The 22,936-nt window shown below is 60.5% G+C and carries 24 protein-coding genes; 21 read left to right on the top strand and 3 right to left on the bottom strand.

All coding sequences use genetic code 11. From position 1 onward, the window contains the following. Nucleotides 1-118: 118 nt before the first annotated feature. Genes nuoI through AC1D11_RS03140 form a run of 9 tightly spaced genes read left to right on the top strand, consistent with a single transcriptional unit; the run spans nucleotide 119 to nucleotide 8,145 of the window. The gene (gene nuoI, locus AC1D11_RS03180) at nucleotides 119-616 is read left to right on the top strand and encodes an NADH-quinone oxidoreductase subunit NuoI (RefSeq protein WP_477648128.1); all 498 of its coding nucleotides are present in this window, start codon (nucleotides 119-121) and stop codon (nucleotides 614-616) included. Nucleotides 617-654: 38 nt separating this feature from the next. Then, on the top strand, nucleotides 655-1,308 hold the full coding sequence (locus tag AC1D11_RS03175) for an NADH-quinone oxidoreductase subunit J (RefSeq protein WP_477648129.1): 654 nt from the start codon (nucleotides 655-657) through the stop codon (nucleotides 1,306-1,308). Continuing rightward, entirely contained in the window at nucleotides 1,305-1,613 is a 309-nt protein-coding gene (gene nuoK, locus AC1D11_RS03170) for an NADH-quinone oxidoreductase subunit NuoK (RefSeq protein WP_007864437.1), read from the top strand. Before AC1D11_RS03175 ends, nuoK begins: the two co-directional genes overlap by 4 nt. An 8-nt stretch (nucleotides 1,614-1,621) precedes the next feature. Then, a complete protein-coding gene (gene nuoL / locus AC1D11_RS03165) occupies nucleotides 1,622-3,646 on the top strand; it encodes an NADH-quinone oxidoreductase subunit L (RefSeq protein ID WP_477648130.1) in 2,025 nt (674 codons plus the stop codon). Between the two features lie 30 nt (nucleotides 3,647-3,676). Continuing rightward, a complete protein-coding gene (locus AC1D11_RS03160; protein ID WP_477648131.1) occupies nucleotides 3,677-5,152 on the top strand; it encodes an NADH-quinone oxidoreductase subunit M in 1,476 nt (491 codons plus the stop codon). A gap of 31 nt (nucleotides 5,153-5,183) precedes the next feature. Continuing rightward, nucleotides 5,184-6,686 carry an NADH-quinone oxidoreductase subunit NuoN gene (gene nuoN, locus AC1D11_RS03155; RefSeq protein WP_477648132.1) on the top strand — a complete coding sequence of 501 codons (1,503 nt, stop codon included), beginning with the start codon at nucleotides 5,184-5,186 and terminating at the stop codon, nucleotides 6,684-6,686. A gap of 8 nt (nucleotides 6,687-6,694) precedes the next feature. Then, on the top strand, nucleotides 6,695-6,997 hold the full coding sequence (locus tag AC1D11_RS03150; protein WP_477648133.1) for a DUF2818 family protein: 303 nt from the start codon (nucleotides 6,695-6,697) through the stop codon (nucleotides 6,995-6,997). Beyond that, complete coding sequence (locus tag AC1D11_RS03145; protein ID WP_477648134.1) at nucleotides 6,994-7,608, top strand: NUDIX domain-containing protein; 615 nt, start codon at nucleotides 6,994-6,996, stop codon at nucleotides 7,606-7,608. Before AC1D11_RS03150 ends, AC1D11_RS03145 begins: the two co-directional genes overlap by 4 nt. A gap of 21 nt (nucleotides 7,609-7,629) precedes the next feature. Beyond that, entirely contained in the window at nucleotides 7,630-8,145 is a 516-nt protein-coding gene (locus AC1D11_RS03140; RefSeq protein ID WP_477648135.1) for a DUF1178 family protein, read from the top strand. Nucleotides 8,146-8,286: 141 nt separating this feature from the next. Here AC1D11_RS03140 and AC1D11_RS03135 read toward each other — a convergent pair whose 3' ends face one another. Together AC1D11_RS03135 and AC1D11_RS03130 are read right to left on the bottom strand one after the other, a co-directional pair. Continuing rightward, nucleotides 8,287-9,600, bottom strand: coding sequence for a Glu/Leu/Phe/Val family dehydrogenase (locus tag AC1D11_RS03135; protein ID WP_477648136.1), 1,314 nt, complete (start codon nucleotides 9,598-9,600; stop codon nucleotides 8,287-8,289). A 189-nt stretch (nucleotides 9,601-9,789) separates the two neighbouring features. Then, nucleotides 9,790-11,574 (bottom strand): ABC transporter transmembrane domain-containing protein, encoded by a 1,785-nt coding sequence (locus AC1D11_RS03130; RefSeq protein WP_477648137.1) that lies wholly within the window; start codon nucleotides 11,572-11,574, stop codon nucleotides 9,790-9,792. Nucleotides 11,575-11,653: 79 nt separating this feature from the next. Here AC1D11_RS03130 and AC1D11_RS03125 point away from each other — a divergent pair, with 79 nt between their 5' ends. From AC1D11_RS03125 to AC1D11_RS03110, 4 genes are all read left to right on the top strand, one after another. Beyond that, on the top strand, nucleotides 11,654-12,205 hold the full coding sequence (locus tag AC1D11_RS03125) for a MarR family winged helix-turn-helix transcriptional regulator (protein WP_477648138.1): 552 nt from the start codon (nucleotides 11,654-11,656) through the stop codon (nucleotides 12,203-12,205). A gap of 106 nt (nucleotides 12,206-12,311) precedes the next feature. Further along, nucleotides 12,312-13,844 (top strand): efflux transporter outer membrane subunit, encoded by a 1,533-nt coding sequence (locus tag AC1D11_RS03120; protein WP_477648151.1) that lies wholly within the window; start codon nucleotides 12,312-12,314, stop codon nucleotides 13,842-13,844. Between the two features lie 59 nt (nucleotides 13,845-13,903). Further along, nucleotides 13,904-15,280, top strand: coding sequence for an EmrA/EmrK family multidrug efflux transporter periplasmic adaptor subunit (locus AC1D11_RS03115; RefSeq protein ID WP_477648139.1), 1,377 nt, complete (start codon nucleotides 13,904-13,906; stop codon nucleotides 15,278-15,280). A 94-nt stretch (nucleotides 15,281-15,374) separates the two neighbouring features. Then, on the top strand, nucleotides 15,375-16,949 hold the full coding sequence (locus AC1D11_RS03110; RefSeq protein WP_477648140.1) for a DHA2 family efflux MFS transporter permease subunit: 1,575 nt from the start codon (nucleotides 15,375-15,377) through the stop codon (nucleotides 16,947-16,949). 277 nt (nucleotides 16,950-17,226) lie between these two features. Here the strand turns inward: AC1D11_RS03110 and AC1D11_RS03105 are convergent, their stop codons facing one another. Beyond that, entirely contained in the window at nucleotides 17,227-18,228 is a 1,002-nt protein-coding gene (locus tag AC1D11_RS03105; RefSeq protein ID WP_477648141.1) for an integron integrase, read from the bottom strand. Nucleotides 18,229-18,372: 144 nt separating this feature from the next. Here AC1D11_RS03105 and yidD point away from each other — a divergent pair, with 144 nt between their 5' ends. From yidD to AC1D11_RS03065, 8 genes are all read left to right on the top strand, one after another. Continuing rightward, complete coding sequence (gene yidD / locus AC1D11_RS03100; RefSeq protein WP_477648142.1) at nucleotides 18,373-18,681, top strand: membrane protein insertion efficiency factor YidD; 309 nt, start codon at nucleotides 18,373-18,375, stop codon at nucleotides 18,679-18,681. A gap of 192 nt (nucleotides 18,682-18,873) precedes the next feature. Next, nucleotides 18,874-19,065 carry a hypothetical protein gene (locus AC1D11_RS03095; protein ID WP_477648143.1) on the top strand — a complete coding sequence of 64 codons (192 nt, stop codon included), beginning with the start codon at nucleotides 18,874-18,876 and terminating at the stop codon, nucleotides 19,063-19,065. 489 nt (nucleotides 19,066-19,554) lie between these two features. Beyond that, nucleotides 19,555-19,965 (top strand): hypothetical protein, encoded by a 411-nt coding sequence (locus AC1D11_RS03090; protein ID WP_477648144.1) that lies wholly within the window; start codon nucleotides 19,555-19,557, stop codon nucleotides 19,963-19,965. Nucleotides 19,966-20,071: 106 nt separating this feature from the next. Further along, nucleotides 20,072-20,536 carry a hypothetical protein gene (locus AC1D11_RS03085; protein WP_477648145.1) on the top strand — a complete coding sequence of 155 codons (465 nt, stop codon included), beginning with the start codon at nucleotides 20,072-20,074 and terminating at the stop codon, nucleotides 20,534-20,536. An 85-nt stretch (nucleotides 20,537-20,621) separates the two neighbouring features. Further along, nucleotides 20,622-21,140 (top strand): hypothetical protein, encoded by a 519-nt coding sequence (locus tag AC1D11_RS03080; protein ID WP_477648146.1) that lies wholly within the window; start codon nucleotides 20,622-20,624, stop codon nucleotides 21,138-21,140. Nucleotides 21,141-21,646: 506 nt separating this feature from the next. Next, a complete protein-coding gene (locus AC1D11_RS03075; protein ID WP_477648147.1) occupies nucleotides 21,647-21,916 on the top strand; it encodes a hypothetical protein in 270 nt (89 codons plus the stop codon). Between the two features lie 102 nt (nucleotides 21,917-22,018). Continuing rightward, complete coding sequence (locus AC1D11_RS03070) at nucleotides 22,019-22,408, top strand: hypothetical protein (RefSeq protein WP_477648148.1); 390 nt, start codon at nucleotides 22,019-22,021, stop codon at nucleotides 22,406-22,408. Between the two features lie 90 nt (nucleotides 22,409-22,498). Further along, nucleotides 22,499-22,804: a hypothetical protein gene (locus tag AC1D11_RS03065; protein WP_477650868.1), complete on the top strand. Its 306-nt coding sequence runs from the start codon at nucleotides 22,499-22,501 to the stop codon at nucleotides 22,802-22,804. Nucleotides 22,805-22,936 lie beyond the last annotated feature (132 nt).

Raw genomic sequence — 22,936 nt, 5'->3', positions numbered from 1 at the left:
CGTGTAGCTCTCTGCCCCCCGAGGGGGCCGCTGCGCCTGCGGTCTGGCAAAGCCAGTCCCGCGGCCCCTGCTTGCATCAATACATCGCCGGCAGGCTTCACTCCCGCAGGAAATTGATATGTCCACCGTAGCCTCCATCAAAGACTTTGCGTCAAGCTTCATGCTCACCGAGCTGTTCAAGGGCATGGCCCTGACTGGCAAGTACATGTTCAGCCGCAAGATCACGGTCCAGTTCCCTGAAGAAAAGACTCCACTGAGCCCGCGTTTTCGCGGCCTGCACGCGTTGCGCCGCTATGAGAACGGCGAAGAGCGCTGCATCGCCTGCAAGCTCTGCGAAGCGGTGTGCCCGGCGCTGGCCATCACCATTGAGTCCGACGTGCGTGAAGACGGCAGCCGCCGCACCTCGCGCTACGACATCGACCTGACCAAGTGCATCTTCTGCGGTTTCTGCGAGGAAAGCTGTCCGGTCGATTCCATTGTTGAGACCCACATCTTTGAATACCACGGCGAAAAGCGCGGTGACCTGTATTTCACCAAAGAGATGCTGCTGGCGGTGGGCGACCGGTATGAATCCGAAATTGCTGCCAACCGCGCGGCAGACGCCAAGTACCGCTGAATCCCAAGCCGCTGGCTCAAGAAAGAATCCACAACAACATGGACGCTAAAACAGGTCTCTTTTATGTTTTCGCCGCGGTGCTGCTGTTTGCGGCATTCAAGGTGATTACCGCCCGAAACCCCGTGCATGCGGCGCTGTATCTCGTGCTGGCATTCTTCCAGGCGTCCGCCGTCTGGATCCTGCTCAAGGCCGAGTTTCTGGCCATCACGCTGGTGCTGGTCTATGTGGGTGCCGTGATGGTGCTGTTCCTGTTCGTCGTGATGATGCTGGACATCAACATCGACAGTGTCCGCAAGGGCTTCTGGAAACATTTCCCGCTGGCCGGCTCCGTCGGCGCCATCATCGCACTGGAAATGTCCTATGTGCTGATGGGTGGCTTTCGTGAGCCGCCCAAGGTCGCAACCGGCGCGGGCCAGATAGGCGCGCAGGTCTCCAACACCAAGGAGCTCGGCAAGCTGCTGTACTCCGAATACCTCTATCCGCTGGAAGTCGCCGCGGTGATCCTGCTGGTGGCCATCATTGCCGCCATCGCGCTGACCCTGCGCGCGCGCAAGGACTCCAAGTACCAGAACCCTTCAGAGCAGATACGGGTCAAGCGCTCAGATCGTGTGAGCCTGGTCAAAATGAAATCCGTCGTGGCCGCACCGGTAGTTGCCGCGGCACCCGTAGCCGCCGAGGAGAAGAAGGCATGACGCTCACCCTGGGACATTTTCTTTCACTGGGCGCAATGCTGTTCGCGCTGTCGGTCATCGGCATCTTCCTGAACCGCAAAAACCTGATCGTGCTGCTGATGGCCATCGAGCTCATGCTGCTGGCGGTCAACATGAACTTCGTGGCCTTCTCGTACTACCTGAATGACATGGCTGGCCAGGTTTTTGTGTTCTTTATCCTGACCGTCGCGGCGGCTGAATCGGCCATCGGCCTGGCCATCCTGGTGCTGCTGTTCCGCAACAAGTCCAGCATCAACGTAGACGAACTCAATACGCTCCAGGGCTAAAAAATAATATGAGTCAAACCCTCTCAGCATCGACCCTGCTGGCCGTCCCGTTGGCACCGCTGGCCGGCGCATTGGCAGCTGGTATTCTGGGCACCTCTTTCGGCGGCAACTGGATTGGTCGCCGCCTGTCGCACACCCTCACCATCCTTGGCGTGCTAGTGGCTTTCATCATTTCGGCAATGACGCTCAAGAGCGTGGCCATCGATGGTGCGCGCTTCAACGAGACGCTCTACACCTGGATGAACGTCGGCGGCCTGAAGATGGAAATCGGCTTCCTGGTTGACGGCCTCACGGCCATGATGATGTGCGTGGTGACCTTTGTGTCGCTCATGGTGCACATCTACACCATAGGCTACATGGAAGAAGATGAGGGCTACAACCGCTTCTTCGCCTACATCTCGCTGTTCACCTTCTCCATGCTGATGCTGGTGATGAGCAACAACATGCTGCAGCTGTTCTTCGGCTGGGAAGCCGTGGGCCTGGTGTCTTACCTGCTGATCGGCTTCTGGTTCAACAAGCCGACCGCCATCTTCGCGAACATGAAGGCCTTCCTCGTCAACCGCGTAGGCGACTTCGGTTTCATCCTCGGCATTGGCCTGATCGCTGCCTATGCCGGCACACTGAACTACGGCGAGGCCTTTGCCAAGGCCGGCGAGCTTTCCAAGCTGAGCTTCCCGGGCACCGGCTGGATGCTGGTGACCGTGATCTGCATCTGCCTCTTCATTGGTGCCATGGGCAAGTCCGCCCAGTTTCCGCTGCACGTCTGGCTGCCCGATTCCATGGAAGGCCCGACCCCGATCTCCGCACTGATTCACGCAGCGACCATGGTGACGGCGGGCATCTTCATGGTGGCACGCATGTCGCCGCTGTTCGAACTCAGCGACACAGCGCTCAGTTTCATCATGGTGATTGGCGCCATCACGGCGCTGTTCATGGGCTTTCTCGGCATCATCCAGAACGACATCAAGCGCGTGGTCGCATATTCCACGCTCTCGCAGCTGGGCTACATGACGGTGGCACTGGGCGCTTCGGCCTATTCCGTTGCGGTGTTCCACCTGATGACACATGCTTTCTTCAAGGCGCTGCTGTTCCTGGCCGCAGGCTCGGTCATCATCGGCATGCACCACAACCAGGACATCCGCTGGATGGGCGGGGTTCGCAAGTACATGCCCATCACCTGGATCACCTCACTGCTGGGCACGCTGGCCCTGATCGGAACGCCCCTGTTCGCGGGTTTTTACTCCAAGGACAGCATCATTGAAGCCGTGCATGAAAGCCACCTGGCGGGCGCCGGCTTCGCCTACTTCGCGGTACTGGCAGGTGTCTTCGTGACGGCCTTTTATTCCTTCCGGCTGTATTTCCTGGTGTTCCACGGCAAGGAACGTTATGACCAGAACCCCGACGCACATCACCATGGCCACGACGATCACGGCCACCACGATGAGCATCACGAGCCGCACGAGTCGCCCTGGGTGGTGACAGTACCGTTGATCCTGCTGGCAATCCCGTCCGTGGTTATCGGCTTTATGACAATTGAGCCCATGTTGTACGGCGAGTTTTTCAAGGGCGCCATCCTGGTGAATCTCGAAAAACATCCCGCCATGGAAGAGCTCAAGCAGCTGTTCCACGGCCCGGCCCAGATGGCCCTGCACGGGTTGATGGCGCCGCCGTTCTGGCTGGCCCTCGGGGGCTCGGTGCTGGCCTGGTACATGTACATGATCAACCCCGCCTTGCCGGCCGCGATCAAACGCATGTGCATGCCCATCTTCACGCTGCTCGAGAACAAGTACTACCTCGACTGGTTCAATGAAAACGTTTTGGCCCGGGGCACGCGCGCGCTTGGTACCGCACTGTGGAAGGGCGGCGACCAGAAGTTGATCGATGGCGCGCTGGTCAACGGTTCATGGAAGCTGGTCGGCTGGGTTTCCGGCATGGTGCGCCGGCTGCAGTCCGGCTACATCTACCACTATGCCTTCGGCATGATCATTGGCGTGTTTGTGTTGATGACGTATTTCGTCTGGCTCAATCGCTGATCAGTTCAACAAAATCAAGGAAGAACAAGAATGGGTTTGTTGAGTCTTGCGATCTGGACGCCGATTGTTTTCGGCGTGGTTCTGCTGGCGCTGGGCCGTGACGAGCAGGCGCGCAGCGTTCGCTGGGTCGCGCTGATAGGCGCGGTCGTCAGTTTCCTGGTGACGCTGCCTTTGTACAGCGGTTTTCAGCTGGACACATCGGCCATGCAGTTTGTCGAAAAGGGCAGCTGGATCCAGCGGTTCAATGTCAATTACCACGTGGGTGTGGACGGCATATCACTGTGGTTTGTGCTGCTGACGGCTTTCATCAATGTGGTGGTCATCATCGCCAGCTGGGAAGCCATCACCACGCGTGTCAACCAGTACATGGCTTCTTTCCTGATTCTCAGCGGGCTCATGATCGGCGTGTTTGCCGCGCTGGACGGTATTCTGTTTTACGTGTTCTTCGAAGCCACGCTGATCCCGATGTACCTGATCATCGGTATCTGGGGCGGCCCCAACAAGATCTACGCGGCGTTCAAATTTTTCCTGTACACACTGCTCGGTTCCCTGCTGATGCTGGTGGCACTGATCTTCCTGTACAACAAGTCGGGTGGCAGTTTCGACATCCTGACCTGGCACAAACTGCCGCTGGGCAGCACGGTGCAGACATTGCTGTTCTTCGCCTTCTTCGCGGCCTTCGCCGTCAAGGTGCCGATGTGGCCGGTCCACACCTGGCTGCCCGATGTGCACGTTGAAGCCCCCACCGGTGGCTCGGCCGTGCTGGCTGCCATCATGCTGAAGCTGGGCGCTTACGGCTTTCTGCGCTTCTCGATGCCAATAGCCCCGGATGCCGCGCATGAATGGTCCTGGCTGATGATTGCCCTATCCTTGATTGCTGTCATCTATGTTGGTTTGGTTGCACTGGTGCAGCAGGACATGAAAAAGCTGGTGGCTTATTCGTCAGTGGCCCATATGGGCTTTGTCACCCTGGGTTTTTTCATCTTCAATGACCTGGGCGTTTCCGGCGGCATCGTGCAAATGATTGCCCACGGTTTTGTGTCGGGCGCCATGTTCCTGTGCATCGGCGTTTTGTACGATCGCGTTCATTCCCGGGAAATCGCCAGCTATGGCGGTGTCGTCAATACCATGCCCAAGTTTGCGGCTTTTGCGCTGCTGTTTGCCATGGCCAACTGCGGCTTGCCGGCTACGGCTGGTTTTGTCGGCGAGTGGATGGTCATCCTGGGCGCCGTCAAATACAACTTCTGGATAGGCGGCGCGGCGGCAACAGCACTTATTTTTGGCGCAGCCTACACCCTGTGGATGTACAAGCGCGTTTACCTGGGCCCCGTGGCCAATGACGACGTCAAGGCACTCGTCGACATCAACGGCCGCGAATTCCTGATGCTGGCGTTGTTGGCTATCGCTGTGCTGTACATGGGCATCTATCCCAAGCCGTTTACCGATGTGATGAATACTTCAGTGGCGGACCTGCTCAAGCATGTCGCAGCCTCCAAACTGAACTGAAGATGAACCGACGCAACTACAAAGAATTCAGATGATTGACAAACTCTCCTGGATCACGGTTTATCCGGAAATCGTCCTCCTGACCATGGCCTGCGTGATTGCGCTGGTGGACCTGGGCGTCAAGACGCCGCAGCGTACGCTGACCTACGTGCTCACGCTGTTGACCCTGGCCGTCGTGGCGGCCATGGAGGCTGCCTACGCATCTGGAGGCCAGACCTTCTATGGTTTCGGCAACATGGTTGTCAGCGACCCAATGGGCGGCTGGCTCAAATGCTTTGCCTGTATCACCGTGATGATTACGCTGGTCTACGGCCGCCCTTACGCGGCAGATCGCGACATGCTGCGCGGCGGTGAGTTCTTCACGCTGAGCCTGTTCGCGCTGCTTGGCATGTTCGTCATGATCTCGGGCCACAACTTCCTGGTGATCTACATGGGCCTGGAATTGCTGACGCTGTCCAGCTATGCGCTGGTGGCCCTGCGTCGCGACAACGCCACTGCCACCGAAGCCGCCATGAAGTACTTTGTGCTGGGCGCGCTGGCTTCGGGTTTCCTGCTGTATGGTCTTTCGATGCTGTATGGTGCGACCGGCTCCCTGGACCTCAACGAGGTGTTCAACGCCATTGCCAGCCGCCAGGTCAGGCACCAGGTTCTCATCTTCGGCCTGGTCTTCATCGTGGCTGGCCTGGCCTTCAAACTGGGCGCTGTACCTTTTCATATGTGGCTGCCTGACGTCTACCAGGGTGCGCCTACGGCCGTGACCCTTCTGATCGGTGGAGCGCCGCAGCTCGCGGCTTTTGCGATCTGTATCCGCCTGTTGGTCGAAGGCCTGTTGCCGCTGGCAATTGACTGGCAGCAGATGCTGGGACTGATGGCGATTGGTTCGCTGCTGGTGGGTAACCTCGCAGCCGTTGCCCAATCAAACCTCAAACGCATGCTGGCGTTCTCCACCATCTCGCAAATGGGTTTCCTGTTGCTCGGCCTGCTGGCAGGCGTGGTCAACGGCAACCAGCTCAACACCGAATCGGCCTACAGCGCAGCGATGTTCTATGCACTGACTTATGTGCTCACCACCCTGGGTGCTTTCGGCATCATCATGCTGCTGGCACGCGCCGGGCACGAGTCCGAAGAGATCGTCGATCTGGCCGGCTTGAACCAGCGCAGCCCGTTGTACGCCGGCGTGATGGCCATCAGCATGTTCTCGCTGGCCGGCCTGCCGCCGCTGGTGGGTTTTTATGCCAAGCTGTCCGTCCTGCAGGCGCTGATTTCGTCGCAACAAACCAGCTACATCGTGCTGGCCATTTTTGCGGTGATCATGTCGCTGGTAGGCGCCTTCTATTACTTGCGTGTGGTGAAGGTCATGTACTTTGATGCACCACTCACCCACAACGCCCAGCCGGTTTCTGCGCCGGCAGATGCCAAGGCAGTGCTGGCTATCAATGGCGCCCTCATCCTGATCCTGGGCATCATGCCTGGCGGCCTGATGACCCTGTGCGCGCAGTCCATCAGCAGCATCGTCAAATCACTGGGTAGCTGACCCCTGCCATGACCCAAACTGCTTCAGTCTGGCTGGTCGTGCTGCTGGCCTTGCTGGCAGCCAACCTGCCTTTCATCAGCAATCGCCTGTTCGCGGTCTACGCACTCAAGTTGCCGAAAAACCTGGCGATCAGGGCCGCAGAGCTGGTGGTGTGGTACCTGATTGTCGGCGGTGTGGGCTTATACCTTGAGCAGCGGAGCGGCCAGATTGCACCGCAAGGCTGGGAGTTTTATGCCATCACCGGCACACTCTTCATCACCTTTGCGTTTCCCGGATTCACCTGGCGCTATCTGTTCAAGCACCGCCCATGAGCGAATCCTCCGATCCTGATCAAGCGGGTGTTGCCGCCAACGCGCACCTCGTCGAGACCTGCATCGACTCGCTCGAGATCCTGAAAGGGAATTTCCTGCATGCCAGGCGTGACACCGTCGGGCTGCCTGATGGCAACCAGGCAACGCGCGAATACGTCATTCACTCCGGTGCCGTGATGATCGTGGCCCAACTGGACGACGGGCGTCTGGTGCTGGAGCGCCAGTATCGCTACCCCATGCGTGCCGTGATGGTGGAGTTCCCCGCGGGCAAGCTCGATCCGGGCGAAGGCTCGCTGGCCTGCGCGCAGCGTGAACTGCTGGAGGAGACCGGTTACGCCGCGCGCGAGTGGGCGAGGGCGGGTGTGCTGCATCCGGTGATCTCCTATTCCACCGAATTCATTGACATCTGGTTTGCGCGTGGGCTGACCCTTGGTCAGCGCAAGCTGGATGCCGGGGAGTTTCTGGACGTCTTTACGGCAACACTCCCTGAGCTTCTTGCCTGGTGCGCCAGCGGCGAGGTCACGGACGCAAAAACATTGACAGGCGTGCTGTGGCTGCAAAACGTGCTGTCCGGCGCGTGGGCTTTGGACTGGCAAGCTGCAACCCCCTGATCCCCCGGCGATAATCCGGCCATGAAAGTCCTGAATCTCCAGTGCGCGCACCAGCATTCATTTGAAGGCTGGTTTGCGTCCGAGGACGACTTCCAGGCCCAGCTGTCGAGCGGCCTGATCGAATGCCCGCTGTGCGCCGACAAAAGCATCCAGAAACTTCCCAGCGCACCACGCCTCAACCTGGGCGGCCATGACATCGCGAGTGCAGGTGGCCAGGCCGCTGCGTCTTCATCAGTTGCCATTCCGAACCCGGTGCGGGTCGCCGAAGGCGAGGCCAACGCCATGGCGGGTATGCCGGCCGCAAAGAATCATGCAGAGCAGGCCGCATTACTGAAGGCCTTGCGTCATGTGATGACGCATACCGAAGATGTCGGCAGCCAGTTCGCGGAGCAGGCCCGCCGCATGCACTATGGTGAAGTTGAAGCGCGCAGCATTCGCGGCCAGGCCAGTGCGCGCGAAGCTGTGGAACTGATAGAGGAGGGCATCGACGTCATGCCCTTGCCTTCGCTGCCTGGGATCAAGGAAACGTTGCAGTAATGACCCCCACGGTCGTTCGCTTCGCGTAACTCCCTGCCCCCCGAGGGGGCCGCTGCGCCTGCGGCCCGGCGAAGCCGGTTCCGCGGCCCCTGCTTGAAAAAAAACGTCCGCGGAGCTTGACCTCCGCGTTGGGTCGGCAACTCAGGGGTACAGGCCGCGCAACTCGCGCGTGTGCAGGATTCGCTTGCAGGCCACGATGAAGGTGGCGGTGCGCAGGCTGACCTTCTGGTCTTGCGCCACGGCCCAGACACCGGCAAAGGCGTCTTTCATGATTTTCACCAGGCGCTTGTTGATTTCTTCTTCGTCCCAGAAGAAGCTGGAAAAATCCTGCACCCATTCAAAGTAGCTGACGGTCACGCCGCCGGCATTGGCGATCACGTCCGGCAGCACCAGCACGTTGCGGTCGTGCAGGATATCGTCGGCGGCAGGTGTCGTCGGGCCGTTGGCGCCTTCAATGATCATGCGCGCCTTGATGCGGCCAGCGTTAGCTGCGGTGATTTGCTGCTCAAGTGCGGCCGGAATCAGGATGTCGCACTCCACGTCCCAGAACGCGTCATTGGCAATGACTTCGGCTCCGGTGAATCCGGCCACGCTGCCGTTGGCTTCCACATGGCGCAGCAACGCCGGCACATCAAGGCCGGCTTCGCGGTAAATCGTGCCGCCATGGTCTTGCACCGCGACCACGCGTGCGCCGGTTTCGGCAAACAGCTTGCCCGCCACGCCGCCCACATTGCCAAAGCCCTGCACGGCGACCCGTGCGGTACTGATATCAAGGCCAATGTGCCTGGCCGCTTCGGTGCCCACGGTGAACACACCTCGCCCCGTGGCTTCACGCCGGCCCAGCGAGCCGCCCAGGTCGACTGGCTTGCCCGTAACGACGCCGGTTGAGGTGGAGCCGGTGTTCATCGAGTAGGTGTCCATCATCCACGCCATGATCTGGTCGTTGGTGTTGACGTCCGGCGCCGGGATGTCCTTGTTAGGGCCGATGATGATGCCGATTTCGCTGGTGTAGCGGCGCGTCATGCGTTCCAGCTCGCCACGCGAAAGCTTCTTCGGGTCGACGCGGATGCCGCCTTTGGCACCGCCGTAAGGCACGTTCACTGCAGCGTTCTTGACCGACATCCAGGCCGACAGCGCCATCACTTCCGACAGTGTGACGTCCTGGTGGAACCGCACGCCGCCCTTGCCGGGACCGCGCGAAACGTTGTGCTGCACACGGTAGCCTTCAAAGTGCGCCACGGTGCCGTCGTCCATGTGAATCGGCACGTCCACGATCAGCACACGCTTGGGCCGCTTGAGGGTTTCAGCCCAGCGCGCCAGGCTGCCCAGGTGCGGAATGACACGGTCTACCTGCTGCAGGTAGTTGCCCCAGGGGCCCAGGTTGTCCGCCTGCAGGTAAGACGGAAGCGGGTGAGACCCGGCGGGGGTGGGGACGGAAGAGGCTGCGTGTGACATTGAAAAAGCTCCTTGTGGGATTTCTTGCGGGAAAGTCTGCGGGAAGAATCAATGCACGGAGCTTAAGAGCCCCGGTCTAAATAGTCCAAGGCATTGTTGAGCAAAATCTATGCAAATAATGCATATCACTGACTTTGATGGCCGCCGGAGCTGCGGCGAAAGCCGGGAAGCCCGCACATGCCAAGGCCGTCACACCGTGAATTGCAGCGCCGCCAGCCGCGCATAAACGCCGCCGCGGTTCACCAGCTCGGCATGCGTGCCTTGCTCAACCAGCTGCCCGTGGTCCAGCACCAGGATGCGGTCAGCCTGCTGCACAGTGGCCAGCCGGTGCGCAATCACCAGCGTCGTGCGGTCCTTCATGGCCGACTCCAGGGCCGCCTGCACCATGCGTTCGCTTTCGGCATCGAGCGCGCTGGTGGCTTCATCCAGCAGCAGCAGTGGGGCGTTTTTCAGCATCGCCCTCGCAATCGCAATGCGCTGGCGCTGGCCGCCGGAAAGGCGCACACCGCGCTCGCCCAGGAAGGTGTCGTAGCCCTCGGGCAGGGCGGTGATGAACTCATGCGCGAAGGCCGCCCTGGCCGCTGCACGGGTCTGTTCATCAGTGGCTTCGGGCTTGCCGTAGCGGATGTTTTCCAGCGCGCTGGTCGAGAAGATGACGGCGTCCTGCGGCACGATGCCGATGCGCTGCCGCAAATCGTGCAGTGCCATGTCGGCAGTGCGCACGCCATCCAGTTCGATGCGGCCTGAAGCCGGGTCGTAAAACCGCAGCAGCAACTGAAACACCGTGCTCTTGCCCGCGCCGCTGGGCCCCACAATGGCCACCGTTTCGCCGGGCGCCACGCTCAGCGAGAAGTTTGTCAATGCAGCTTGCGCTGGCCGTGACGGGTAGTGAAACGTCACAGCGTCAAACCTCACAGCGCTCCCGGCCCGCGTGACTTGTGCGGGAACCGGTTTGGCCGGTGATGCCACGGGTGAACGCGACGTCAGCAGCTCCATCAGCCGTTCGGTGGCGCCGGCCGCCCGCAGCAGGTCGCCATAGACCTCGCCCAGAACGGCCGCCGCGCTGGCCAGGATGATCACGTAAACAACTGTCTGGCCCAGGTGGCCCGCCGTGATGTCCCCGCGCATCACCGCCTGCGTGCCCTGGTACAGGCCCCACAGCAGCGCCGCCGACGTGGCGATGATGATGAAAGCCACCAGCACCGAGCGCGCCCTGGTGCGGCGAATCGCGGTGTTAAAGGCATTGGTCGTTGACGCATCAAAGCGCGCGGCCTCGCGGCCTTCAGCGGTGTAGCTTTGCACCACCGGAATGGCGTTAAGCACTTCAGCGGCAATCGCGCTGGAGTCGGCCACGCGGTCCTGGCTGGCGCGCGACAGCTTGCGTACACGCCGGCCAAACCAGACCGAGGGCGCGACGATCAACACCAGCACCACCAGTACCTGCACCATGAGGTAAGGGTTGGTATAGACCAGCATGCCCAGCGCGCCCACGCCCATGACTGCATTGCGCAGGCCCATGCTGAGCGAGGAGCCCACCACCGTCTGCACCAGCGTTGTGTCCCCTGTCAGGCGCGACAGCACTTCGCCGGTTTGCGTGGTTTCAAAAAATTCCGGGCTTTGCCGCACCACATGTGCGTAGACAGCGTTGCGCAGGTCTGCGGTCACACGCTCGCCCAGCCAGCTCACCATATAGAAGCGGCCTGCCGAAAAAAGGCCCAGCGCCGCCGCCACGCCAAACAGTTCAAAGAAATGGGTGCGCAGCGCCATCAGCTGCTGGCCCTTGTCTGCAGCGCTGAGCCCACCGTCGATCAGGCTGCGCAGGGCCAGCGGAAACACCAGCGTGGCAACGGCCGCCATCACCAGGAAAAACATCGCCAGAACAATCCGCCCCCGGTAGGGACGCAGGAAGGGAACGAGGCCGGAAAGGGAGCGGGGCGCGCCCTTGGGCGCATTCGAAAGGGAAGAAGTAGCCATGCGGGGAGTTTAGCCATAAAAGATGTCTGTACAAACACAGCCTTGACAATGTTTGTCTAGGCATGTATTATTCGCATCCATGAAACCCGAATCCACCCGTCCGCCAGCGACCTCAGTTCCTTCAACTCCCTTGTGCGGGTTGCCGGCCGAGTTTTATTGCGCGACCGATTACGACGCCGGGCAAAGCACCGGCGCGCTGATGCGCCAGATTCTCAACAGCGTCTCCCAGCAGGTCACGCGCGAACTGGAGCCCCAGGGCCTGACGAACGCGCAGTGGGTGCCCATGCTCAAGATCTACCTCGGGAAGGCCTCCACGGTGGCTGAACTGGCCCGCGTGTGCCAGCTCGACGCCGGTTCCATGACCCGCCTGCTTGACCGGCTCGAAGCCAAGGGCTTTTGCCGCCGCATCCGCTCCAGCGAAGACAGGCGCGTGGTCAATATCGAACTGACACCCGAAGGCCGCGAAGCCGCAAAAGAAATCCCCGCGGTGCTCAGCCGTGTGCAAAACGCCCACCTGGCCGGCTTCACGGTCGAGGAGTGGCAAAACCTCAAAGGCTACCTGCGCCGCATCCTTGAAACAGCGCAGACCCTTCAAGCCCTTCAAGCAGCGAATGAAAAAGATGACAAATAACAGCAACACCCTCTGCAGCGCATCCGCTTCCGCCTCGGCTTGCGTTTCGGTGAACCAGTCCGAACACGCCGAGCCGCGCCTGCCGCTCTGGCGCGCCTCTTTCCGCATGGCCCTGGTGGCCGCCGCTAGCGTGGTGGCCGTGGGCCTGATGGCAACCGGCCTCACCGGCTGTGCCGACATGTCGGGCATCGCACCGCATTCCAGCCTGCGTGACGCGCCTTCGCTCGGCCTGGCTGCCGACACCGCCAGCCAAACGCCGGCCCAGGCGCCACTGGCCGCCGAATGGTGGCGCGAGTTTGGCGATGTGCAGCTCAACAGCCTGGTTGACCAAGCCCTGCAAACCAGCCCGACCTTGAAGCTTGCGCAGGCCCGTCTGGCGCGCGCGCTGGCCGTCACCGAGGTTGCCGATGCCGCCACATTGCCGCAGGTCACCGGACAACTGGACCTGACGCGCCAGCAGTACACCGCCAATGGCGCGGTGCCCGCACCACTGGCTGGCTCCATCCGCAACAGCGGTACGGCGCAGCTCGCGGTGAGCTGGGAGCTTGATTTTTTCGGCAAGAACCGCGCCGCGCTGGACGCCGCGCTGGGCACCGCCAGCGCGGCTGAAGCCGACGCGCAGGCCGCACGCTTGCTGCTGGCCAGCAATGTGACCCGCACTTACTTTCAGCTGGTCCGCCTGAATGAGCAGGTGGCTGTGGCCCGTCGAACACTCGCCCAGCGTGACGAAACCCTCAAGCTGGTGCGCGACCGCGTCGACGCCGGCCTGGACACCCGCCTGGAGCTGCGCCAGAGCGAAGGCGGCCTGCCCGAAGCGCGCCTGCAGCTCGAAACCCTGCAGGAGCAGATGGCGCTCACCCACAACGCGCTCGACGCCCTCATTGGCAAGCCAAATGGCACCGCAGCCCTTATTCTTCCTGCGCAAGCAGCTATCAAAAACGTAGCAACCGCCACAGCCATTCCTGCCGACCTGCTGGGCCGGCGCGCCGACATCGCCGCCGCGCGCTGGCGCGTAGAGGCTTCGTCCAAAGACGTGGTCAACGCCAAAACCCAGTTCTATCCCAACGTCAACCTGGTCGCTTTTGCCGGTTTTTCCAGCATTGGCCTCGGCCGCCTGCTTGACTCGGGCAGCCAGCAGTGGGGTGTCGGGCCGGCCCTGCGCCTGCCGATTTTTGACGCCGGCCGGCTGCGTGCCAACCTGCGCAGCAAGACGGCCGACCTGGATGCCGCAGTGGAAAGCTACAACGCTGCCGTGATCGATGCGGTGCGCGATGTGGCCGACCAGGTGGCGTCATCGCAAGCCATCACGCGCCAGCAAACCGAACAGCGCGCAGCGCAGGAAGCCGCAGAAGGCGCCTATGACATCGCCGTGCAGCGCTACAAGGCCGGCCTGGGTACCTACCTCAATGTGCTGACGGCCGAAACCAGCGTGCTGGCCCAGCGCCGCCTGGCGGTAGATCTCTCGGCCCGCGCGCTCGACACGCAGGTCGCCTTGATACGCGCCCTGGGCGGCGGCTACGGCAATGCCCCGGCGCAGGCGCCGCAAGCGCAGGGTGCTACAAAAACAATAGCTGCTGGCGCTCGTCCTGATTGGGCTACAGCCGGTTTTAATTCTGAAAAATTGCCCGCAGCGCATTAAGCGCCGGCCAAAACGCAAGTAACGCATCGTTCCGAATCAACCAACACCCTGACACCATCATGAGCGACACAACATCTACCAACTCCCCAGCTTCCGATGCACCAGCACAGCCGCCCGCAGGAAACCCCAAACGCAAAAAGGCGCTGACGGCGCTTGCGGCCGTGGTGGTCGTTGCAGGGCTGGGCTGGTCTGCCTATGAATACCTGGTGGCCAGCCATTACGAGTCCACCGACAACGCCTATGTGCAGGGCAACGTGATCCAGATCACGCCGCAGATCGGCGGCACCGTCATGGCCATCATGGCCGACGACACCGACTTCGTGAAAGCCGGCCAGACATTGGTGCAGCTTGACCCGGCCGATGCCAAGGTCGCGCTGGAGCAGGCCGAGGCCGCACTGGCCCAGGCCGTGCGCCAGGTGCGCACGCTCTACGCCAACAACGGCACGCTGGCCGCGCAGATCGCGCTGCGCGATGCCGATGTGGTCAAGGCGCAAAGCGACATCGCCCGCGCCAGCGACGACCTGAACCGCCGCCAGTCGCTTACCGGCAACGGCGCGGTGTCCAAAGAAGAACTCAACCACGCGCAGACGCAGCTGGCCACCGCCAAAAGTGCGCTGGCTGCGGCGCAGGCCGGTGTGGTGGCTGCACGTGAGCAACTCACCAGCAACCAGGCCCTGACCGAAGGCACCAGCGTCGAGCAACACCCCAGCGTGCAGGTTGCTGCCGCCCGGGTGCGTGAGGCCTACCTGGCCACACAGCGTGCCGCGCTGCTGGCGCCCGTGGATGGCTATGTGGCCAAGCGCACGGTGCAACTTGGCCAACGCGTGGCTGCCGGCGCGCCGATGATGTCCATCATCCCGCTCAACCAGGTCTGGGTCGACGCCAACTTCAAGGAAGTCCAGTTGCGCAACATCCGCATCGGCCAGCCCGTGACATTGGTGGCCGACCTGTATGGCAAGAAGGTGGAGTACAAAGGCAAGGTAGCCGGCCTGGGCGTCGGCACCGGTGCCGCCTTTTCATTGCTGCCCGCGCAAAACGCCACCGGCAACTGGATCAAGGTGGTGCAGCGCGTGCCGGTGCGCATCGCGCTGGACGCCAAACAGCTCGCCGACAACCCGCTGCGCGTGGGCTTGTCGATGGACGCCGAAGTCGACGTGAGCAGCAAGGACGGCAAGACGCTGGCCGATGCGCCGCGCGACGCCGCCCTGGCACACAGTCAGACTTACGGCACGCAGGACGATGCGGCCGACAAGGACGTGCAGCGCGTCATCGCCGCCAACACCGGAAAATCCGTGAAGCCGGCCAAGGCTGCCGTCGCCGTCAGGCCGGCCCTGCCGCAGGGCGGCGCTGTTTCGCCGGCCCAGGCCGGCGCCGACGCGCAGCGCCTCGCGTTCAGCCACACGCTGTCGCTGGCGGGCAACCGCGTGGCGCCGTAAGTCACAGCTTCACACGCAACCCCACACTCCGGCCCGCGCAACCGCAGCGATTTTCCGTAGCGGTTTCCACCAGCCCCTTATTCGCAAGGCTTTCATGGCTTCCGCACCTGCTCCCGCCTCCGCCTATGTCCAGCCGCCACCGCTGACGGGCTCTGCCCGCCTGTGGGGCACGCTGGCCCTGTCGGCCGCGACTTTCATGAATGTGCTCGACACGTCCATCGCCAACGTGTCGCTGCCCGCGATTGCCGGCGACCTGGGCGTGAGCCCCAACCAGGGCACCTGGGTCATCACCAGCTTTGGCGTGGCCAACGCGATTGCCGTGCCGCTCACCGGCTGGCTGTCGCAGCGCTTCGGCCAGGTGCGCCTGTTCACCACCAGCGTCATCCTGTTTGTCATCACCTCGTGGCTGTGCGGCCTGGCGCCCAACATGACCACGCTGATTTTTCTGCGCGTGCTGCAGGGCCTGGTGGCCGGCCCCATGATCCCGCTGTCGCAGGCACTGCTGCTGTCGAGCTACCCGAAAGCACTGGCGGGGCTGGCCATGGCGCTCTGGTCCATGACCACGCTGATCGCGCCGGTGATGGGGCCGCTGCTGGGCGGCTGGATCACCGACAACATTTCCTGGCCCTGGATTTTTTATATCAACATCCCCGTGGGCTTTGGCGCCGCCTTCATCACCTGGAGCATCTTCCGAAAGCGTGAAAGCGTCACGCGAAAGCTTCCCATCGACTCGGTGGGCCTGGCGCTGCTGGTCATCTGGGTCGGCGCGCTGCAGATCATGCTCGACAAGGGCCAGGAGCTCGACTGGTTCCACTCTGGTGAAGTCATCGCGCTGGGCATCATCGCCCTGGTCGGCCTGATTGCCTTCGTGATCTGGGAGCTGACCGAAGAGCACCCGGTGGTCGACCTGACGCTGTTCAAAAAGCGCAACTTCTGGGCGGGCGCGCTGGCGCTGTCGGTGGGCTATGGCCTCTTCTTCGGCAACGTCGTATTGCTGCCGCTGTGGCTGCAGCAATACATGGGCTACACCGCCACGCAGGCCGGCATGGTGCTGGCGCCTGTCGGGGCGTTTGCCTTGCTGTTGTCACCCGTGGTCGGTAAAAACATCGCCAAGGTAGACCCGCGCCGCTTCGCCGCGTTTGCCTTCATGGTGTTTGCGCTGGTGCTGTGGATGCGGTCCAACTTCAACACCCAGGCCGACTTCCGCACCATCATGATCCCGACCATCATCCAGGGCGTGGCCATGGCCTTCTTTTTTATCCCGCTGGTCACCATCACGCTGTCGGGCATCTCGCCCGACAAGATTCCCGCAGCATCCGGCCTGTCGAACTTCGTGCGCATCACCGCCGGCTCCTTCGGCACATCCATCGCCACCACCATCTGGCAAGACCGCGCCGCCATGCACCACGCGCAGATCAGCGAATACGTGAACCAGGGCAGCACCGCCACCAACAGCGCCCTCACAGGCCTGGCCGGCGCCGGCCTTACGCCCGACCAGGCGCTGGGCACCATCAACCGCCTGGTCGACCAGCAGGCCTACATGCTGGCCGCCAACGACGTGTTCTATGCCTCCTCGCTGATCTTTCTGCTGTTGATTCCGCTGGTGTTTTTGACGCGGCACACCAAGGCGGGGGCGGGGAGTGCGGATGCCGCTGCGGGCGCGCACTGAGGCCCTTGCGTGGGGCTGGAACGAAGACGGCGCCTTGTGCGCCGTTTTTATTGGCGCTATCAAATCAGTAGCTGCCTGCGCTCGTCCGCATTGATCTACAGGCCTGTTTGATATCTAAAAGCGGCCCCCAAATGCTCAAAACAAGGGATTTTGGCGCTGCCACACTTTGCAAAGGCCCGCAGCCTCCTCCAAAGCTAATTTGGGCCTCTTTTTAGGTATCAAAACGTGCTGAAGCCCAAACGGAATATGCGCGAGCAGCTATGAAATCAATAGCATTTCAGGCGAGCAGGGCATCTAGCGGACTAGCTGTGCCGCCGGCGGCAACCTTCAGCACATGCGTATAAATCATCGTGGTACTCACGTCGCTGTGGCCCAGCAGTTCCTGTACGGTGCGGATGTCAGTACCGGACTGCAACAAGTGAGTCGCGAAGCTGTGGCGCAAGGTGTGAACGGATACGGGCTTGATGATGCCGGCCAGCACGACGGCTTTTTTGAGGCCGCGTTGCAGGCGTTCTTCAAAAAGATGATGGCGCCGCTCTACCCCTGTGCGTGGGTCAACAGAGGGCTTGGGCGCCGGAAACATCCAGAACCATCCCCAGGTCTGGCCAAGCTGCGGGTATTTGGCTTCAAGTGCATCGGGCACCTGCACGCCGCTACGCCGGGCCTGCCGGTCCATTTCCCAGGTTGCGCGAGCAGCCAGCATCTGCAGTCGAAGAGCCGGTGCGAGCGAGCGCGGCAGCATCACTACACGGTCCTTGTTGCCCTTGGCCTCCCGCACGATGATTACGTGGCGGTCAAAGTCCACATCCTTGACCCGCAAGCGCATGCCTTCCATCAGCCGCATGCCGGTGCCATAGAGCAGGCGTGCGAGCAATGAAGTTTCGCCGTCCATCACGGCCAGCAGGCTGGCGATTTCTTCTTTCGTCAGTACGGAGGGAATCAGGCGAACCCGATTGGGGCGATTGAGCTCCGTGAGCCAAGGCAAGTCTGCCTCCAGTACCTCACGGTACAAAAACAGCAGCGCGCTCAAAGCCTGGTTGTGGGTGGCGCTTGAAACTTTGCGCTCATTGGCCAGCATGGTGAGGAAAGCCTCTACCTCGCGTGCACCCATGTCGCGCGGATGCGTCATGTGGCCGTTGCGGCCATGCCATCGGACAAAAAAACGGACCCAGTACAGGTAAGTTTTCTCAGTGCCAAGGCTATAGTGCAAATACCGAACCCGCTCCCGAACCTGGTCCAGCAAGCGGGCAGACTGCAGTGGAGGATTGCGGGGTTTCACAGAATTTTTATACCTGTATGAAATTACAGTGTATTTCTTTGAGACCCAGCATGCAAGCGGCTTACAGGAGGTTTTAATGTCCAGATTAGATTGCCGGCGCCAGGTTATACCGCAGGTTTTGCGGCATACATTACGTTAAAGCTCATGCTTCGTCATGGCGCCACCGCTCTTATTGGGTCCTATCAGCGATATGTGTCGCCGCATAAAGGTTTTTGCTGCGCGTATCGCGTTCAGACGGGGCGAACGTCGTGTTCGGAATTCGGGAGACGAGCAATCTCGAGGGCCGGCTTGGTGAAAGGCCTAGTCCTGCTGCTCTCCCGCTTTCAGGCATGTGCGGTGGCTGCTGCGACGCTGAGCGAGAATCCGAAAACGGAGGGTGTGAAAAATGAAGCGTGTCCACTTTGGTCAAAGGACGGAGCAACGTGTTGTGTTGGGGCATGCCCCTGGCCGTAAGCCTTGGGCACGAGCTTTACCTAGTTGCTCCAGCGGATCGCCTGCGGCGTCCGCTGAGCGCCAACGTTAGAGCTCATGGATTGGCTGCCGAACCTATTCAGACACCGGGGACCGCCGACCCGAGAGCAATCTCTCGCGCTGGCGACGAACTCCTCAGCGGAGGTCGGGGATCGCGACGACGCAATCCTGGCGTTGAGCGACTTCGACGATACGGAAGTGCAGAGCGCGCTGCTTAGGATTGCAAGTGACGCCTCGGAGGACGAAATGCTGGTTGACGAAGCGGGTCATGTTCTGTGGATCATTTGGGACCGCCAGGGCAAGGTCGCCACACCTGATCTCATCGCGCGCATGCAGCCCTCGGCACGGAAGTTCTTCGCGCCATGAGCCCTAACAAGTTGATCGACACGGACGTCCTATCGGCTGGCTTGGCCAGCCTACTGTCCGCCGGTCATCGCCGACGTTAGGCCATGTACTTCAGTATCAGTCAGTACCCAAACCTTCGCACTCGCTCCTCGGCAGAGCAGCTACGAATCGTCGCTGCTGCTAAGGAGTGTGATAAGTGGGCTTCCCGCAGATTCTGGCTCGCGGCCATTGCGCTATTCGGTGGGGCAGTTGTGGTTAGCTGCCTCAGCGCACTCGGATACATAACGCCCATGGCTAGCTGGATTCCGGCCAGCATTGCCGGCGTCGCTTTCTACTTGTTCCTCCTGTGGGACGTCAATGGCCCCACTCTCAGGGCTGTGGGGCAGTACCTATCCAAACATCCTGAGCCCTAACTATGCGCTCAAGCGGACCGTGCGGACGAAGCTCCTCGCGCATACCCATTTGTCATCGGCCGCAAGGCCGCTTAGCTTAGGCGTTAGGCGTCAAACTATGAACGTGGCCCTCACCTTTTCCTTACTTGGACAAGTGCTCGGCCGTGCGGTTGCCGCAACGATAGGCAGCGCCATTGCTATCTCATTGGCGATACTGAGCGGGTTTTTCTCCGGAGGAGGTCATGAAGCACTCTTTCTTGCTGCGGCACTCGCGTTATTCGGAACGGGCTGGTCATTTCTTCCAGCCATACGAGCAACGCGCACGATTGCAATAGTCGTCCTTCTGGGCTGGTTAGCGCTGGCTGGCTTCCTGGCTATGTTTGGAGCCTCCGGAGTAAGAGGATGGCTGCTTGTCCCGTGGTTCTTGGCATCTATCGGGCTTGGAGTCTGCCTAGCTTTCAAGCCGCCCCTCTTTCTTCCTAAAATCGATCGCGCAGCAGAGATGCAAAGTGGCAAAAATGACACCTAACCCTTCCTTCAAGCGGACCCGCCTACGGCGGTCCGCTTAAGTCAAACGTTATGCCTCAGTGAAAGCTGATCGTCGCTCTAACTCAAAGATGCTGTAGGACTGAATGATGAGCCTTGCACTTGTTTCTAACCTCTCGCCAGAATGCATCGAGATGCGCGCACGCGTTTCGGAGTACCCGTTCAAGCCGGTCTTGCTCCTAGAGGCCTACAGAGATCGCAAGGAAGGCTGGCGGCATGGGGACAAAATCAAGGAGCACTTTGTTGACTGCGAATCCTGCCTAGAGTGGCTAGGAAAGCAAGTAGAGGAGCGTTTCTTTGTTCGCGCTAGAGACGCTGCGGAGTATTGTTGCTTGTCGATGTATATGGCCGTGGAGGAAACAGATCCTGGAAAGCAAGTCATCACAGGCAGGTCAAAGGAGAAAGTCCGATTCAGCCTTTTCCGCGGGGAAGATCCAACATGGACCATCGGCTCCCAGGGGTGCGATATCAGTCATTGCCCCTGGTGCGGGAAACGCCTTCCGAACTCGCCATTCCGCAACCTTGCCTTGGGAATTGACTGGCTTGAGGCATAACATGTTGCTCGTCACGGACAAGCAGCAGCAGGTTGCCGCTTCGCGGCGTGTGCTGCATGCCGGACAGCGCCGACGTTAGATTGCAGTGACGCTCCTCTACGTTCTCGGGGGTCTTCTCGCACTGCTCTGCTTTGCCGCCGTGACTTTGATTTTGAAGGATCGGCTGGAGCGGGCGCTTTGGAACTGGAAGAATCCGCCCGAAAAATTAGCTGCCGATCGTACCGAGGTTGAGCGAAGACTCTTATCTCCCGATTGGGACTTCTATCTGGAGCATTTGGGGCGTCCCGTACCACAGGCATTGCGAGATCTCTATGCCAATAGAAGGCTCATTCTGTCGACCGGCACCATTCTGGCGGGCGAGGCGTATATCACTGCGTTTGAGCCACTCGACCAGAGGGCGCTCTCGGAAACGAAATCCTGGATAGGAGTCGAGGTGGTGCCCTTCGCCAGCTCCGATGGCGACCCGATCTATCTTAGGCCAGGAGCAATGGAAAGTGATGCTGTCTACGTGACGTACCATGACGGCAGTGACACGGAACAGGTCTCGAACGATGTGGCCTCATACTTGGCCGCGCTAGTGGAAGGTCCTGGGAATGCAATCTAACTTATCAATCGACGCGGACCCCACAACAGCAGGCTGCGGCTTCGCCGCACAGTGTTGTGGTCCGGTCATCTTCACGTTAAACGGCAATAACGGCGCGCCATGGCGATGATCTTCCTGGGAAAATCCAAATGTCCACTGTGTGGCGAAGTCTTGGAGTCGGGCCAAGAGCTGGTCGCGACCACGCACTTTATCGAATCGCCTGAGCACCCGCTTTGGCGTTTTTCTGATACGGCGATGCATTACACATGCTTCCAATTGTGGGAGCACAGGGAGCCATTTGTCGCGAAGTACAACGCGGAAGTGGATAAGACAGCATTTCACACTGCCAAGCCGCGACCGTACATGAGTCCGGATGGCCGATATCCAGAAAAACTGTGAATAGATGCGGGGCTTCAAATGCCGTTTAACATGCCAATCGATTCGGACTCACAACAGCAGATGGCGGCTTCGCCGCAAGGTGTTGTGATCCGGTCATCTTCACGTTAGACGTCAAGGGAGGCCCTGCAATGCCGACGGCTGCTCGTTTCATCATTGGCCCTGCTGCCGGCTTGGTGCTTTTTGCAGCGGCGGTTGCACTCGGCTTCGGGCCGGGGTTCTTGGTCCTCGCAGCATGCGGCGCGGCGGGCTTTCTCGTCGTCACGCCATTGGTTCAGTTTGGTCTTGAGCGCACGTCGTATTTCAGCGTCCGGCCGGCGCTGGCGACGGTTTCCGGAATCTCGCTGGTACTTGGCGCGATCGCATTTGCCATCGCATCTGGTAAATTCTTCTATTGGTAGGGCGCGGCTTGATATCTAACTTATCAATCGACTCGGATCCACAACAGCAGGCTGCGGTTTCGCCGCGAATCTTGATGGTCCGGTCATTTTCAGGTTAGCCGTATGACTTCAGCCCCTCCTTTTACGCCTGAGCAGTTTTCAACTCGTCCAGGAATCGCGCAGGTCGAAACCAACCTCCAGAGATGGTTGAAGGAGCTCCCGGTTGAAGAGCGTATGGATTTCATCGCCCGGCTGTGGCCGATCAACTATCCTCTCGCGCTAATCTTGATGCAGTCGTCGCAACTCCCCGCTCGCCAAATTGAGGTGCTGCTCCGTCTGTGGCTGGCAGAAGGCCGCCATAACACAGCGCAGAAGCTGATTCAGTATTTCGTAGTCACGATGGGAGAGAAGAAGTTTTGGAAAGTAGTCGTTGACGTGGAGCTATTGCCGGCTATGCGAGATTTCATCAACTATCACAGCCGTGGGCGTCTCGATGAGTTGCAACGCGGCTAAGAATTCCGTCGAGAGGGACGGCCCAAAGCTGCGCTTTGGGTTCCCTCCGCCTGCGGCTCCGGCCGCCCCTCACGTCAAACGTTAAAACGCATGTACCCAGTTCCTGCATTAGCTCAACAACTTGAACTCGAATGGGCTTCAGAACTCGCCGCCTATTTTGGAAAGAGCGTAGAAGATATTGGGCAGCGAGTTCGCCCATGGTTCGCATTCCCTGGTGGGACGCTTCGGATAGAGTTGATGGATGGGTCGGCAGTGCAGTTCAATTACGCGATATACATTGCAAGTGAAACGAAGAAGGCCGTCGGCGTCTTTACCGAGCATTGCGGTAATCATCTTTACCCCTACCACGAAGCAAAGGTCTATCGCGATGGAGCATTGGTCTATGAGCAGGTTTAACAGGTTGCTCGGCGCGGACACACAGCAAAGAGAGGCTGCTTCGCGGCCATTGCTGTGTTCCGGGCAGCGCCAACGTTATATGGCATCGGAATGAGCGCGTCGGCACAAACGTCCTGGACCATCCTCACATCT

This window comes from Polaromonas sp. P1_E11 (assembly GCF_056405995.1).
This window is presented reverse-complemented; position numbering and strand designations above follow the sequence as displayed.

Excerpts from the sequence above, each read along its gene's own strand:
- nuoL (WP_477648130.1), top strand. The coding sequence starts at position 1,622 with ATGAGTCAAACCCTCTCAGCATCGACCCTGCTGGCCGTCCCGTTGGCA.
- AC1D11_RS03160 (WP_477648131.1), top strand. The coding sequence starts at position 3,677 with ATGGGTTTGTTGAGTCTTGCGATCTGGACGCCGATTGTTTTCGGCGTG.
- nuoN (WP_477648132.1), top strand. The coding sequence starts at position 5,184 with ATGATTGACAAACTCTCCTGGATCACGGTTTATCCGGAAATCGTCCTC.
- AC1D11_RS03075 (WP_477648147.1), top strand. The coding sequence starts at position 21,647 with ATGCCGACGGCTGCTCGTTTCATCATTGGCCCTGCTGCCGGCTTGGTG.
- AC1D11_RS03175 (WP_477648129.1), top strand. The coding sequence starts at position 655 with ATGGACGCTAAAACAGGTCTCTTTTATGTTTTCGCCGCGGTGCTGCTG.
- AC1D11_RS03135 (WP_477648136.1), bottom strand. The coding sequence starts at position 9,600 with ATGTCACACGCAGCCTCTTCCGTCCCCACCCCCGCCGGGTCTCACCCG.
- AC1D11_RS03120 (WP_477648151.1), top strand. The coding sequence starts at position 12,312 with ATGGCCCTGGTGGCCGCCGCTAGCGTGGTGGCCGTGGGCCTGATGGCA.
- AC1D11_RS03145 (WP_477648134.1), top strand. The coding sequence starts at position 6,994 with ATGAGCGAATCCTCCGATCCTGATCAAGCGGGTGTTGCCGCCAACGCG.
- AC1D11_RS03115 (WP_477648139.1), top strand. The coding sequence starts at position 13,904 with ATGAGCGACACAACATCTACCAACTCCCCAGCTTCCGATGCACCAGCA.
- AC1D11_RS03065 (WP_477650868.1), top strand. The coding sequence starts at position 22,499 with ATGTACCCAGTTCCTGCATTAGCTCAACAACTTGAACTCGAATGGGCT.
- AC1D11_RS03125 (WP_477648138.1), top strand. The coding sequence starts at position 11,654 with ATGAAACCCGAATCCACCCGTCCGCCAGCGACCTCAGTTCCTTCAACT.
- AC1D11_RS03110 (WP_477648140.1), top strand. The coding sequence starts at position 15,375 with ATGGCTTCCGCACCTGCTCCCGCCTCCGCCTATGTCCAGCCGCCACCG.
- AC1D11_RS03130 (WP_477648137.1), bottom strand. The coding sequence starts at position 11,574 with ATGGCTACTTCTTCCCTTTCGAATGCGCCCAAGGGCGCGCCCCGCTCC.
- AC1D11_RS03140 (WP_477648135.1), top strand. The coding sequence starts at position 7,630 with ATGAAAGTCCTGAATCTCCAGTGCGCGCACCAGCATTCATTTGAAGGC.
- AC1D11_RS03070 (WP_477648148.1), top strand. The coding sequence starts at position 22,019 with ATGACTTCAGCCCCTCCTTTTACGCCTGAGCAGTTTTCAACTCGTCCA.
- yidD (WP_477648142.1), top strand. The coding sequence starts at position 18,373 with ATGCTTCGTCATGGCGCCACCGCTCTTATTGGGTCCTATCAGCGATAT.
- AC1D11_RS03085 (WP_477648145.1), top strand. The coding sequence starts at position 20,072 with ATGAGCCTTGCACTTGTTTCTAACCTCTCGCCAGAATGCATCGAGATG.
- nuoI (WP_477648128.1), top strand. The coding sequence starts at position 119 with ATGTCCACCGTAGCCTCCATCAAAGACTTTGCGTCAAGCTTCATGCTC.
- AC1D11_RS03090 (WP_477648144.1), top strand. The coding sequence starts at position 19,555 with ATGAACGTGGCCCTCACCTTTTCCTTACTTGGACAAGTGCTCGGCCGT.
- nuoK (WP_007864437.1), top strand. The coding sequence starts at position 1,305 with ATGACGCTCACCCTGGGACATTTTCTTTCACTGGGCGCAATGCTGTTC.
- AC1D11_RS03150 (WP_477648133.1), top strand. The coding sequence starts at position 6,695 with ATGACCCAAACTGCTTCAGTCTGGCTGGTCGTGCTGCTGGCCTTGCTG.